This is a genomic window from Lentzea sp. NPDC006480, assembly GCF_040611995.1.
In the GTDB taxonomy this organism is placed as follows: domain Bacteria; phylum Actinomycetota; class Actinomycetes; order Mycobacteriales; family Pseudonocardiaceae; genus Lentzea.
On the sequence record NZ_JBEXPJ010000239.1, the window covers coordinates 1 to 11,418 of the forward strand.

General features: G+C 68.5%; 15 protein-coding genes and 1 riboswitch. Of the genes, 8 read left to right on the plus strand and 7 right to left on the minus strand.

Annotation, left to right across the window (positions count from 1 at the left end; all coding sequences use genetic code 11):
- Window positions 1-868 (minus strand): ribonucleotide reductase N-terminal alpha domain-containing protein (locus tag ABZX92_RS43155; protein WP_355571536.1); only part of this gene is annotated, 868 nt, incomplete at its 3' end.
- Window positions 869-975: 107 nt separating this feature from the next.
- Window positions 976-1,184, minus strand: a riboswitch (cobalamin riboswitch).
- A 64-nt stretch (window positions 1,185-1,248) separates the two neighbouring features.
- On the opposite strand from ABZX92_RS43155, the gene ABZX92_RS43160 reads away from it, so the two are divergent.
- On the plus strand, window positions 1,249-1,416 hold the full coding sequence (locus ABZX92_RS43160) for a hypothetical protein (protein ID WP_355571538.1): 168 nt from the start codon (window positions 1,249-1,251) through the stop codon (window positions 1,414-1,416).
- Here ABZX92_RS43160 and ABZX92_RS43165 read toward each other — a convergent pair.
- A complete protein-coding gene (locus ABZX92_RS43165; protein ID WP_355571562.1) occupies window positions 1,382-1,930 on the minus strand; it encodes a LysE/ArgO family amino acid transporter in 549 nt (182 codons plus the stop codon). The two genes, ABZX92_RS43160 and ABZX92_RS43165, sit on opposite strands and share 35 nt — an antisense overlap.
- A gap of 99 nt (window positions 1,931-2,029) precedes the next feature.
- Between ABZX92_RS43165 and ABZX92_RS43170 the strand changes: the two genes are divergently transcribed.
- The 6 genes from ABZX92_RS43170 to ABZX92_RS43195 all read left to right on the plus strand — a co-directional run bounded on the left by ABZX92_RS43170 (window position 2,030) and on the right by ABZX92_RS43195 (window position 5,189).
- Window positions 2,030-2,887 (plus strand): LysR family transcriptional regulator ArgP, encoded by an 858-nt coding sequence (locus ABZX92_RS43170; protein ID WP_355571540.1) that lies wholly within the window; start codon window positions 2,030-2,032, stop codon window positions 2,885-2,887.
- A gap of 17 nt (window positions 2,888-2,904) precedes the next feature.
- Window positions 2,905-3,150, plus strand: coding sequence for a hypothetical protein (locus ABZX92_RS43175; RefSeq protein ID WP_355571542.1), 246 nt, complete (start codon window positions 2,905-2,907; stop codon window positions 3,148-3,150).
- An 80-nt stretch (window positions 3,151-3,230) separates the two neighbouring features.
- Window positions 3,231-3,938 carry a DUF998 domain-containing protein gene (locus tag ABZX92_RS43180; RefSeq protein WP_355571543.1) on the plus strand — a complete coding sequence of 236 codons (708 nt, stop codon included), beginning with the start codon at window positions 3,231-3,233 and terminating at the stop codon, window positions 3,936-3,938.
- Window positions 3,863-4,273 carry a hypothetical protein gene (locus ABZX92_RS43185; RefSeq protein WP_355571545.1) on the plus strand — a complete coding sequence of 137 codons (411 nt, stop codon included), beginning with the start codon at window positions 3,863-3,865 and terminating at the stop codon, window positions 4,271-4,273. The genes ABZX92_RS43180 and ABZX92_RS43185 overlap by 76 nt, the downstream gene beginning before the upstream one ends.
- Window positions 4,273-4,839, plus strand: coding sequence for a TIGR03086 family metal-binding protein (locus tag ABZX92_RS43190; protein ID WP_355571547.1), 567 nt, complete (start codon window positions 4,273-4,275; stop codon window positions 4,837-4,839). The genes ABZX92_RS43185 and ABZX92_RS43190 overlap by 1 nt, the downstream gene beginning before the upstream one ends.
- 11 nt (window positions 4,840-4,850) lie before the next feature.
- Window positions 4,851-5,189, plus strand: a complete 339-nt coding sequence (locus ABZX92_RS43195) for a hypothetical protein (RefSeq protein ID WP_355571549.1) — start codon at window positions 4,851-4,853, stop codon at window positions 5,187-5,189.
- Here ABZX92_RS43195 and ABZX92_RS43200 read toward each other — a convergent pair.
- Genes ABZX92_RS43200 through ABZX92_RS43220 form a run of 5 tightly spaced genes read right to left on the minus strand, consistent with a single transcriptional unit; the run spans window position 5,182 to window position 9,543 of the window.
- Window positions 5,182-5,484: a putative quinol monooxygenase gene (locus ABZX92_RS43200; RefSeq protein WP_355571551.1), complete on the minus strand. Its 303-nt coding sequence runs from the start codon at window positions 5,482-5,484 to the stop codon at window positions 5,182-5,184. The two genes, ABZX92_RS43195 and ABZX92_RS43200, sit on opposite strands and share 8 nt — an antisense overlap.
- A 43-nt stretch (window positions 5,485-5,527) precedes the next feature.
- Entirely contained in the window at window positions 5,528-6,220 is a 693-nt protein-coding gene (locus ABZX92_RS43205) for a class I SAM-dependent methyltransferase (protein ID WP_355571553.1), read from the minus strand.
- Window positions 6,213-6,881, minus strand: a complete 669-nt coding sequence (locus tag ABZX92_RS43210; protein WP_355571555.1) for an NAD-dependent protein deacetylase of SIR2 family — start codon at window positions 6,879-6,881, stop codon at window positions 6,213-6,215. The genes ABZX92_RS43205 and ABZX92_RS43210 overlap by 8 nt, the downstream gene beginning before the upstream one ends.
- Window positions 6,881-8,485, minus strand: a complete 1,605-nt coding sequence (locus tag ABZX92_RS43215) for a hypothetical protein (RefSeq protein WP_355571557.1) — start codon at window positions 8,483-8,485, stop codon at window positions 6,881-6,883. Before ABZX92_RS43215 ends, ABZX92_RS43210 begins: the two co-directional genes overlap by 1 nt.
- Complete coding sequence (locus ABZX92_RS43220; RefSeq protein ID WP_355571559.1) at window positions 8,482-9,543, minus strand: MoxR family ATPase; 1,062 nt, start codon at window positions 9,541-9,543, stop codon at window positions 8,482-8,484. Before ABZX92_RS43220 ends, ABZX92_RS43215 begins: the two co-directional genes overlap by 4 nt.
- Window positions 9,544-9,700: 157 nt before the next feature.
- Between ABZX92_RS43220 and ABZX92_RS43225 the strand changes: the two genes are divergently transcribed.
- Window positions 9,701-11,383 carry a cellulase family glycosylhydrolase gene (locus ABZX92_RS43225; protein WP_355571561.1) on the plus strand — a complete coding sequence of 561 codons (1,683 nt, stop codon included), beginning with the start codon at window positions 9,701-9,703 and terminating at the stop codon, window positions 11,381-11,383.
- The last annotated feature ends 35 nt before the right edge of the window (window positions 11,384-11,418 follow it).

Consider the following 11,418-nt stretch of genomic DNA (forward strand, 5'->3'; position numbering starts at 1 on the left):
GCGACTTCATCCCGTCCCGCCCCGGCCTGGAGGTCTTCAAGCCGTCGGAGCACACGAACGAGGTCGCGGACTGGATGGGGGACGCCCGCACCGGCGACTTGCCGTTGGTGCCCTTGATGTGCGCGCCAATGCCACGCACTGGCGTCCAGTCGTTGCCGAGACCACCGGCGAACTTCGACAGCAGTGCGTTGTTGCTGATGCCGTGGAAGATCCCGGCGAGGTCATCGTCCACAGTGGTCAGGAAGCACGACGAGAGCTGCGGCCGGGTGGTACCCGAGTTGAACAACGTCGGGGTCGAGCACATGAAGTCGAACGACGACAGCAGCTCGTAGAACTCGATCGCGCGGGCGTCGCGGTCTTCCTCTTCGAGGGCCAGGCCCATGGCGACGCGCATGAAGAACGCTTGCGGCAGCTCGTAGCGGCGGCCGTCGTGATGCAGGAAGTAGCGGTCGTACAGGGTCTGCATGCCCAGGAACTGGAAGCTCAGGTCGCGGTCGGCCCGAAGCGCGGTACCGAGCCTGACCAGGTCGAACGAGGCCAGGCGCGGGTCGAGCTGGCCGAGCTCGATGCCGTACTGGACGAACGACGCGAAGTACGCCGGGTAGCGCTCGGTCATCTCCGCGTGCGACAAGGGGATGCCGCAGGCCTCGGCGCGCAGCTTGTCCAGCAGCAGGCGGGCGCTGACGTACGAGTAGTCCGGGTCGTGCTCGACCATCGTGCGGGCGGCCATGATCGGCGCCAGGGCGAGCTCGGCGTCCGTGATGCCGGCGTAGAGATTTCGCTTGGTCTCGGCCAGAACCGCCTCGGCCGAGGCGTTGGGCAGGTCGGCACACGCTTCGTTGATGACCACTGAAAGGCGGTCGGGCACGCTCTCTCCTCGCGAGCCAAGCCCGGGGAAACGCGCAGCGCACGCCAGCGAAGACACCACTGGTGCACACAGCCGCCCTCCCTCGGGGCACCGTGTCGTGCGCGCAGGCTTGCGCGCACACCAGTGGCAGGTCTTCGGACTCGTGGGCACCAAACTCGTGCCTACCGGCCGTCGCTTCCCAGGGTTACCCAGTGCTTCGTTGACGGCTTTCGTTCCCACTCACCGCTGCGGGGCAGTCCTGGTCTCGCACCAGGTTCCCTCTTGCCTCACCGAGCCCGTTGCTCCGGGTCGGTGAACCACCAGCGCGGCAGATACTACATGTGGGGGTGGGGTCTGGATCACCACCCAACATGGGCGTGTCGTGGGTTATGGTCATCGACGTGGGTGATCTTCGGCCGCGGGTCGTCATCGGTGCTCTGGTCAGCGCGGGGCTGGCGTCGGCGTCCCTTCTCGCCGGTGCCGCGGTGCCCGTGGCGAGTGGGGTGCTGGCCGTGTCGGCGGTGCTGGTGATGATCACCACCCGGCGATCAGGGTCACCCCGAGACTGATCATCACGGCCGCGATCACGCCGTCCAGGACCCGCCACGCGCGGGGCTTCGCGAACAACGGGCTGAGCAGGCGGGCGCCGAAGCCGAGCGCGACGAACCACGTGACGCTCGCGGTCACCGCGCCCACGCCGAACAGCCACCGGCCGGCCGCGATCGAGCCGAGCAGCAGCACCGTGTCCAGGTAGACGTGCGGGTTGAGCCACGTCAGTGCGATGGCGGTGAGCACCGGGCGGCCTGGAGGGGTGCCGTCGACCTGCATCGCGGACGGCCGCAACGCGCGGCGCGCGGCCAGAAACCCGTACCCCAGCAGGAAAATACCGCCGACGACCGCCGCGATGGTGATCGCCGACGGCCACTTGCGCACGATCGCGCCGAACCCGGCGACGCCCACCGCGACGAGGATCGCGTCGGAAAGCGCGCACACGGCCACGACCTTCGCCACGGCCTGTCGTCGAAGTCCTTGGCGCAGCACGAAAGCGTTCTGCGCGCCGATCGCGACGATCAGGGTCATCATGGTGCCGAAGCCGAGCAGCAGGTCAGTCACCCCTGCGACGATATTTACGCGGCCTTGATGAGACCAGCTAAAGATTCTTACGTACCATTAGCAGCTGTGATGGATCTCGACCTGGTGCGCACGCTGCTCGCGGTCGTCGACGCGGGCACGTTCGACGCCGCCGCCACCAATCTCCACGTCACGCCTTCCGCTGTCTCGCAACGGATCAAGGCACTGGAGCACCGAACGGGCCGGGTGCTGCTGGTGCGGGCGCGGCCGGTGCGGCTCACGCCGTCGGGCGAGGTGCTGGTCCGTTACGGTCGGCAACTGCTCGCTCTGGATCAGGACCTCGACCTGGCCCTGGGCGAGGACGCCGTCGTGCGCGTGCCGATCGCGGTGAACGCCGACTCGCTCGCGACCTGGTTCCTGCCCGCACTGCAACGCGTTCCGACGCAGCTCAAGATCTCGTTCGACCTCCACCGCGAGGACCAGGACCACACGACGGCGTTGCTGCGGCAGGGTTTGGTGATGGCGGCGGTGACGTCCTCGCGGGAGCCCGTCGCGGGGTGTGAGGTGCGAAAGCTGGGCAGCATCCGTTACGCCGCAATGGCAACGCGGTCCTATCTGGACAGATACGCGAACGGCCCGGTCAAGTCGTGGCTGCCCGGCGCGCCGGTGGTGGTGTTCGACCGCAACGACGACCTGCAGGACCGGTTCGTGCGCACACTGACCCGCGGCCGTGGCGCGTCCGACCACCGCCACTACGTTCCTTCGTCCGAGGTGTACGTGCGGGCGATCGTGGCAGGCCTCGGCTGGGGCATGGTGCCTCCGCAGCAACTCCAGGAGGGCCTGGTCGACCTCGCGCCCGGCCGCACCGTCGACATCCCGTTGTACTGGCAGCAGTGGAAGCTCGACTCCCCGGCGCTCACCGCCGTCGCCGACGCGGTGGAACAGGAAGCGGCCCAAGCGCTGAGGTAGGAGTTGCCCTCGGTGACATGACCGGACGAGAGCTGGAGTTCGAGGACCGGTTCACGACGCTGGACCGGTGGCGTCCGCACTACCTGCCGCACTGGAGCTCCCGTGCGGCCACCGCGGCCCGCTACACGACCGGCCACGGCCTGACCCTCCGGATCGACGCCGACCAGCAGCCGTGGTGCCCCGAGTTCGACGGGGACACCAGGGTTTCCGGCTTCCAGAGCGCGCTCACGTCGGGCCGGTCGAGGTTCCGTCCCGACCGCTGAACCTGTCGAGAAGCTGGGAGCATCCTGTCGGCTTCCTGAATCCAGGAACCGCGCGGCTTCACCCCGGCGTTGGCCGCTATGTGCTGAATCCTCGACTGGCCGCCACCGGCGGTTCACTCGCCGTCGTCGCCACGGTGGCCCTGGTCGGCGTGCTCGACCTGACCGTCGGCCCGCTGCGCCGCACGATCAGCGAGTACGCGCTCGGCGACTACCGCCCGGTCTTCGACGTCGCCGTGGTGCTGCTGGCCCTGGGTTCCCTGGCCATCCTCGCCGCACTCGTCCGCATGGGACTGATGAGGTGGCGGTCAGGCGGCTCCATCGCGCTCACCTTGTGGTCTGCGGGCCTGCTGCTCGTGGTCGCGTTCCCCAAGACGAACTGGGCGGAGGGCACCAACGAGCTCAGCGGCGGCATTCACCGGTTCGGCAGCATGATCGCGTTCGTCAGCCTGCCGATCGCGGTGATCCTGCTGGCCCGGCCGTGGCTCAGGGACCACGTGTGGGGAAAGCACGCGAAGCTCACGATGCTGTCCGGTGTGGCCAGTGTTGTCGCATTCACGCCGCTGCTCTACGCCATTGCGCTGGGGGTGGCGTCGGACGTTCGGTGGTGGCGGGTGTTCCCGTTGGGCTACATCGAGAGGATCTTGCTCGCGACCGAGGTGGCGGCGGTGCTGGTCGTCGGGCTGTGGGCGATCGCGGCAAGTAGGGTTGCGCCATGGCGAGTTGGGGAGACCTCGCGGCTTATGTCCGCGCCGAGTACGACGTCATCCACGAAGAGGACGAGGAGCTGAGGATCCTCTTCACCTTCGGGGACGAGGACGAGGGCGACGATGAGCGCACGCAGGTCGTGATCATCGTCCGGGAAGTGCTCGACAAGATGCACGAGTGGGTGCAGATCGCCTCTCCCTGCGGCCTCGCGAAGGACGTGAACCTCCGCGAGGTGCTGGAGGAGGTCGGCAAGTCCACCGTCGCGTGCGGTCTCGCGATCATGGGGGAGCACGTCGTGGTGCGGCACTCGTTGCCGCTGCAGGACCTCGACATCCACGAGTTCACCGACCCGCTCCAGCTGCTCGCCGGCACGGCGGACACGCTCGAGGAGACGTTCTGGGGAGGAGACGGCTACTGATGTTCGACTTGACACCCGCGGCCGATCGGCTGGCGGGGTTGGTGCGCAACGTGACGGACGGGGCCCTCAAGGCCCCGACCCCGTGTCCCGAATACACGGTCGGCGATCTGCTCGACCACATCAACGGCCTGTCGGTGGCGTTCACCATGGCCGCGCTGAAGACCCCGCTCGAAGGCACGGCCGCCGGTGACGCGGCACGGCTACCGCTCGACTTCCGCGAGTCGATCCCCGCACGGCTGGGTGAGCTCGCGGAGGCGTGGCGGGCGAAAGGCGCCTGGGACGGCATGACCAGGGCGGGTGGCGTCGACCTGCCCGGCGAGGTCGCGGGTGCGGTCGCGCTGGACGAGATCGTGCTGCACGGCTGGGATCTCGCGCGTGCGACCGGGCAGCCGTTCGCCGTCGAGGAGGAGCTGCTCCAGGTCGTCCACGGCTTCGTGTCGTCGATCGGCCCGGACGACCGCGACGGCTCGCTGTTCGGAGCCGCGGTGGAGGTCGGCTCGGACGCGCCGCTGCTCGACCGTGTCCTTGGACTCAGTGGGCGCGATCCCGCGTGGAGCTTGAGTTAGGGTCTCCTAACGTGAGAGCGATTACGGTGCAGGTTCGGGCCGGCCTGGGCGTGGGACGCCTGGCCGCCGCCGTGGATTCCCTGGTGGAACTGCATCCCGAACTGTGCCGTTCCGGCTTCGCGCACATCGAGGTCGTGGACCCCGCCGCCGCCACCGACGCCGCACTGGCGCGGGCGGAGGCGGGGCTCGACCTGCAGGCCGGCGTGCTGATGCAGGCCGTGTGGCTCGACGCCGGGCCCGAGCAGTCCGGGCGGATGATCGTGGTGCTGCACGACATCGTGGCCGACCGGATGCCGCGGATCCTGCCGTGGCTCGTGCACGCCTGGAAGCAGCCCGCCCTCGTCAGCTGACGCCGAGGCCGCCGACGATCTCGACGCGCTGCCCGGAGAACTCGCCCGTGAGCATCGGCATGGCCTCGGCGATCGCGGCCTTCGTCTCGGGCAGTTGCAAGGACTCGGCGTGGTGCTGGGCGGACTCCCAGATCTCACTGATCCAGATCTTGTCCTGGTCCTCGGGGTCGAGGCCGACCGCGTAGAGGCGGCAGCCCGCGGCCCGCAGGCCGTCCTCGCCGCGGGTCAGGATCGCCACCACCTCGTCGCGATGACCGGGCTTGGTCCTCATCGACCCGATGTAGCCGAACGCCATGTGCCAGTCCTATTTCTGTGCCAGTTCTATTGCTGTGCCGGTTCTATTTCTGGGCGATGAAAACGTACTCGCGACCCGGCCGGTCCGGTGCGTCCCGCACGTCGGCGACCTTGAAGCCACACCGGACCAGGCTCTGCTCGACCTCCGCGCGCGAGCGGAACCGCAGGGTCGAGTCCGAGGTGATCGCGGTGCCGTCCGGGAAGCTGTAGATGTGCCGCAACGACACGAACGGCAGGCTCACGCCGGTCAGTTCGAGCTGCTCACGCACCCCCACCAGCACCCGCGGCTTCGTGCGCGCCCAGTCCTCCCAGGCCCGTCGCTCCGGCCGCCGCGTCTCGAACACGAAGTGCCCACCCGGTCGCAACGCGCGGTGCACGCCCCGGAGCGTGGCTTCCCAGTCGTCGCCCAGGAACACCTGCGCCACGTTCCCGGTCATGGTCACCAGGTCGACGGCCAGCGGTGGCAACGAGGTCGCGTCGCCGTGGATCCAGGTGACCCGGGAGTCCTTGGCCCGCGCGATCTCCAGCGACGCCAGCGCCGGATCCACCCCGACCACCGAACGGCCCGACTCGGCGAGCAGCACCGCCAGGCATCCCGTGCCGCAACCGACGTCGAGCACGCTGGCGGCCCCGACCTCGTCCGCGATCCCGGTGTACAGCGCGAGATCGTCGCGCGGCCCGTCGAACGCGTCGTAGATCCGCGCCAGCCGCGTGTCACTGAAGATCAGGTCAGGCATTCCACATCCTCGGTCCAACGACAAAAGGCATCAACAGGTCGATCACCTCGCGGTCGGGCCGCCCGTTCAGCTCTTCCTCCGCCACGCGCCGCGCGATCCCGGCCAGGAAGTCGGCGACCTGCACGCGTGCGTCGTACTGCGAGTCCACCAGCGTAAGGCTTTCCAGCCGTGGCGCCAGCTTCTTGAGCTGCCGGATCCGCCCGTCCGTCAACGACAGCTGCTGGTCGTGCACGATAGACACCGGCCCGCCCCACTGCGCCACCGCCCTCAAGATCGCCGGGAACAACGGGTCCAGCGTGCCGCGCGGTCCGCGAGCCCGGAGCAGGTCGTTGTAGTGCTCCAGCGGCCCGGAAACCGCCCCGAACTCCGCGCGCACCCGTGAGGCGAGGAACCGCCGCTTGTCCACGAGCTGCACGCGGGCCCGTCCGGCCAGCGGCCCGCGAGGTCCGAGGAACCAGAGCAGCACCCACCGGTTCTTCTGCCGCAGCAGGTGGTTCGCCTTGTACTCCAGCGCCGGCGACTTGATCATCTCCCGCAGTGAGGCGACGCAGCCGAGCGCCTCCTCCCGCGACATGCGCACACCCGCGTGCGCGAAGACCGCCGTGACCCCGCCGACGAGCTTCTCACCCTCGGATCCCGACTCGTCGCAGGCGATCTCCATCAGGACATCCGGAACACGGGTCCACGCGCGCGGAACGGCAGATGCGAGCCCGCCGGGATGAGGAAGGCGTGTTCGCGCCGGATCCGCAGCACATCGCAGTAACCGTCCGTGATGACCAGGATCGGGCCACTCGCCGGGAAGTCGCCGGCGCGTTCGAGCAGGTCGATGCCGGGCTGCAGCACCGTGCCGCCGCGCCCGCGCACCTTCATCCGGCCCGCGATGTCCTCGACGGGCACATATCCGGCGTCATATGCCATCGCGTCACAGAAAACCACGCGTGCGGCGGGCACGTCACGTGCCGCGGCGTAGGAGGCGATCGCGCCCAGCGCCTTGCCCAGCAGCTGGGGATCCATCGAGCCGGACGTGTCGAGCACGACCCCGAACGTCGGCCGCGCCTCCAGCGACTCCGGCCGCACCCAGCCCGGCCGTGGAATGTCCGGAGTGGATGCCTGCCGCCGGGACGCACGGGCGTACGTGCGGCGCTTTTCCACGGCGGGAACGAACTCCTCGAACCACCGCGCCAGCTGGGCGTCCCACGACAGCGGCGGGTGCTCCAGCGCGCGGATCTCCTCGATCAACCCGGCGGGCAGCAGACCGCGCGACACCGTGTGATAGCTCAGTCCGGTCAACAGGGCACGGCGGTAGAACTCGTCCAGATCCGTGATGTCGGAAGGGCCGCGCAGAGGCTCACCGAGCAGGTCGCCCTGCTTGCCCCGCAACGTCAGCAGCTTGCGGTACCGCCGCAGATCCGTCGTGATCCGGTCGTACACCGACTCCGCCGACAACCCGCGCAGTTCGGGATCGTGCAGCAAGCCTTCCGGTGCGGAACCGACACCCATCTCGATGAGCCAGCCGTTCACCACGAAGTCCGCGGCGATGTTCCACAGGTACTCGTCGCGCCCGCCGACCCGGTCGCAGTGGCGCAACGCGGCGTGCAACATCTCGTGCGCCAGCACGAACCGCCACTCCTCGCGCGTCAGTCCGGCGAGCGGGTTGACGTAGATCTCCGCCGACGCAGTGGAGACCGCCGCGATCGCGATGTCCCAGCCCCGCGCCAGTTCCACGTCCGCCACCACCGTCATCGACGACGCCAGCGCGCCCAGCAGCGGATAGTTCGACACGAACCAGCTCAGCGCGAGATCCCACTCCGTCTTCAACGGCCGGGCGTCGGACAACGAAGAGCGCGCGCCACCCGCTACGTCGACCGCTGCGACGGCGGCGTTGGAGAGCCCGTTGGCGAACCGGTCCGCCCACTTCTTCGGATCTTTCGGCGGACCACCGCGCACGCACGATCCCGGTTCCCACGAACGCGGTCTGGTGCCGAGCCGGACGGCGGTCTGGAAGTCGAGCACCTCGTCGCAGTCGAAGCTGCTGAAACCGAGGTGCAGCAGGCAATGCGCGAACACCCACGCCCATTCGGCCTCGTCGGCGCGGCGCTGCGGGTGCGCGTGCAGGCCGCCGTCCAGCGAGACGTCGGCCCAGTCGTGGTCGGAGCGGCGGTAGAAGTAGACGCCCAGCGCGGCGAACAGCGGGTGGTTCGCGACGAGCCGGTGGGCGGCGTCGAACGCCGCCGCACCGGGGTCGATCTTGTTGCGCGAGCTCATGCCCGTGCCGCGACGAGGCGCGGCAGGTCACGGGTGACCTCGACGAGGAACCACGTGGGCAGCACCGCGTTGCCGTCGTCGTCGGCCGCGATCACCATCTGCGCGATCTCCAGCGACAGCTCGGCCAGTTCGAGCAGCAGCGCCTTGCCGCGGTGCGCCAGCTGCTTGCCCGCCGCCGGGGCGTGCGCCTTGTCGTGCGGCAGCTCCTTCACCAGCCGGGCGCGGAACGCCTCGGCCAGGAAGTAGAGCAGGTCGCGGTCTCCTGGAGCGGACGGCCAGCGGACGTCGCCGCGCAGCACGGCCTCCAGCCCGTACGCGTGCTTCACGGTCTTCACGAACGCCTTGAACATCGAGGCGTGGTTCGCGGTGACCGTGCCGAACGCGAGCACGCCGAGGATGTCCTCGGAGATGTCGTCGCCGAACGAGTGCAGCGCGTCGGACAGCATGTGCCAGCCGCGCGGCGTGGAGAACGTCTCCTCGACCTTCGGTGCCGCGCTCCACAGGTGGTCCGGGCGCTGCGTGAGGTATTCGAGCACCCACGGGTGGATGTCGTTCTCGCGCGCCCACCCCAGCCAGTCCGTCGCGGACGCGGTGAGGTGCACGTGGACCATGCGGTTCACGAGCGCGGACGCCATGGGACGCGCCAGGGCGTTGTCGACCGCGCGGTTGCCGGCGCCGATCACGATCGAGCCCTTCGGCAGCTCGTAGGAGCCGATGCGGCGGTCCAGGATCAGCGAGTAGAACGCCTTCTGGACCTCGGGGCTGCTGGCGTTGAGCTCGTCGAGGAACAGGCAGTACGGGTCGTGCCGGGCGATGGATTCCGGTGGGGCGAACCGGGATCGGCCACCGACCAGTTCCGGAACTCCGATCAGGTCCTCCGGCGCGAGCTGCGTGCCCAGCAGCGTCACGCACTCCAGGCCCAGCTCGGCGGCGAACTTGCGGACGAGTGAGGACTTGCCGATCCCCGGTGCTCCCCAGAGGAAGACCGGCCGGACGACGGCGACGTGCAGCAGCACCTCCGGAAGCTGTGCTGGTGTCACGGTGACTGTGGATCGCATCAGGTGTGCAGGATGCCGCATCCGACTTGTTCCGGTCGCCCGAATTTGTTGACACGAGCAGTGGTCTAGTGCTGTGATTCAACGCACATCGGATAGGAAACCTTCCTAACTAAATCGCCGCCGCACCCTGCTGTTCCCCTTACACAGGAGGCACCCTGTGGCCAGATCCCTGTTCTTGGTCATCCCGGCAGCGTTAACCCTGGCAATACCCGCCGTCGCGGTCGCCGCCCCCACGCAGTACCAGGCGGAGAGCGCGACGATCGCGAACGGCGTCGTGGAGTCCAACCACGCCGGCTTCACCGGCTCGGGCTTCGTCAACTACGACAACGAGGTCGGCAGTTCCGTCGAGTTCACCGTGACCTCGCCGAGCGCGGGGCAGGCGACGCTCACGTTCCGGTTCGCCAACGGCACCACGGCGAACCGCCCGATGGACGTCTCGGTGAACGGCTCGCTGGCGGCGGACGAGCTCTCGTTCCCCGGCACGGGCGCGTGGACCACGTGGCAGACCCGCACCACCACGGTCTCGCTGAACGCGGGCGCCAACACGATCAAGACCGTCGCGACGACGGCGAACGGCGGCCCGAACCTCGACCGCCTCGACGTCGAACCGCCGTCGGGCCCGCCGGACACGGTCGCCCCGACCGTGCCGGGCAACCTCCGCTCGACGGGCAGTACCGCTTCGTCGGTGTCCCTGGCGTGGGACGCCTCCACGGACAACGTGCTCGTGACCGGGTACGTGCTGTCCAACGGGCAGACCGCGACCGGCACCACCCACACGGTGACCGGCCTGACGCCCGACACGTCGTACACCTTCACCGTGCAGGCCCGTGACGCGGCAGGGAACCTCTCCGGCCCGTCGAACTCGGTGACCGTGAAGACCACGCCGGGCACGCCCGGCGGCACCAGGCCGCACGACATCAACGGCCTGCTGCGTGTGTGTGGTGTGCAGCTGTGCAACCAGTACAACAAGCCCATCCAGTTGCGCGGCATGAGCACACACGGCCTGCAGTGGTACGCCCAGTGCATCAAGCCCGCCTCGTGGGACGCACTGGTGGACGACTGGGGCGGCGACTTCATCCGCACCGCGATGTACATCCAGGAAGGCGGGTACGAGACCAACCCGCGCAAGTTCACCGACCTGGTGCACAGCTACATCGAGGAAGCGACCCGGCGCGGCATCTACGTCCTGGTCGACTGGCACCAGCTCTCGCCGGGCGACCCGAACTACAACCTGTCGCGCGCCAAGACGTTCTTCACCGAGATCGCCACGCGGCACAAGGACAAGACCAACATCATCTACGACATCGCGAACGAGCCGAACGAGGTCTCGTGGTCGAAGGTCAAGTCCTACGCCGAGCAGATGATCCCGGTGATCCGCAACATCGACCCGGACAGCCTGATCGTCTCGGGCACGCACGGCTGGTCGACCTTCGGCTACTCCGACGGCGAGGACGCGTCGGTCGTGCTGAACAACAAGGTCAACGCGACCAACTTCATGTACTCGTTCCACTTCTACGCGAACTCGCACAAGCAGGACTACATCAACGTGCTTGATCGCGTGTCCTCGGCGGTTCCGGTGTTCGTGACCGAGTTCGGCACGCAGACCGCGTCCGGTGACGGCGCGAACGACTTCACGACGTCGCAGAAGTACATCGACCTGATGGCCCGCAAGAAGATCTCCTGGGCCAACTGGAACTTCTCCGACGACAACAGGTCGGGCGCGGTGTTCAAGACCGGCACGTGTTCCGGCAACAACTTCAGCGGCACTGGTGTGCTGAAGCCGGCGGGTGTCTGGGTGCGCGAACGCATGCGCACGCCGGACGACTTCCCGACGAGCTGATCGAAGTGGGTGTGGCCGCTGATGCGGCCACAACC

What these genes read in the sequence shown, in the direction of transcription:
- ABZX92_RS43165 (WP_355571562.1), bottom strand. Translation starts at nt 1,930, where the DNA reads ATGATGACCCTGATCGTCGCGATCGGCGCGCAGAACGCTTTCGTGCTG.
- ABZX92_RS43170 (WP_355571540.1), top strand. Translation starts at nt 2,030, where the DNA reads ATGGATCTCGACCTGGTGCGCACGCTGCTCGCGGTCGTCGACGCGGGC.
- ABZX92_RS43175 (WP_355571542.1), top strand. Translation starts at nt 2,905, where the DNA reads ATGACCGGACGAGAGCTGGAGTTCGAGGACCGGTTCACGACGCTGGAC.
- ABZX92_RS43185 (WP_355571545.1), top strand. Translation starts at nt 3,863, where the DNA reads ATGGCGAGTTGGGGAGACCTCGCGGCTTATGTCCGCGCCGAGTACGAC.
- ABZX92_RS43190 (WP_355571547.1), top strand. Translation starts at nt 4,273, where the DNA reads ATGTTCGACTTGACACCCGCGGCCGATCGGCTGGCGGGGTTGGTGCGC.
- ABZX92_RS43200 (WP_355571551.1), bottom strand. Translation starts at nt 5,484, where the DNA reads ATGGCGTTCGGCTACATCGGGTCGATGAGGACCAAGCCCGGTCATCGC.
- ABZX92_RS43205 (WP_355571553.1), bottom strand. Translation starts at nt 6,220, where the DNA reads ATGCCTGACCTGATCTTCAGTGACACGCGGCTGGCGCGGATCTACGAC.
- ABZX92_RS43210 (WP_355571555.1), bottom strand. Translation starts at nt 6,881, where the DNA reads ATGGAGATCGCCTGCGACGAGTCGGGATCCGAGGGTGAGAAGCTCGTC.
- ABZX92_RS43215 (WP_355571557.1), bottom strand. Translation starts at nt 8,485, where the DNA reads ATGAGCTCGCGCAACAAGATCGACCCCGGTGCGGCGGCGTTCGACGCC.
- ABZX92_RS43220 (WP_355571559.1), bottom strand. Translation starts at nt 9,543, where the DNA reads ATGCGATCCACAGTCACCGTGACACCAGCACAGCTTCCGGAGGTGCTG.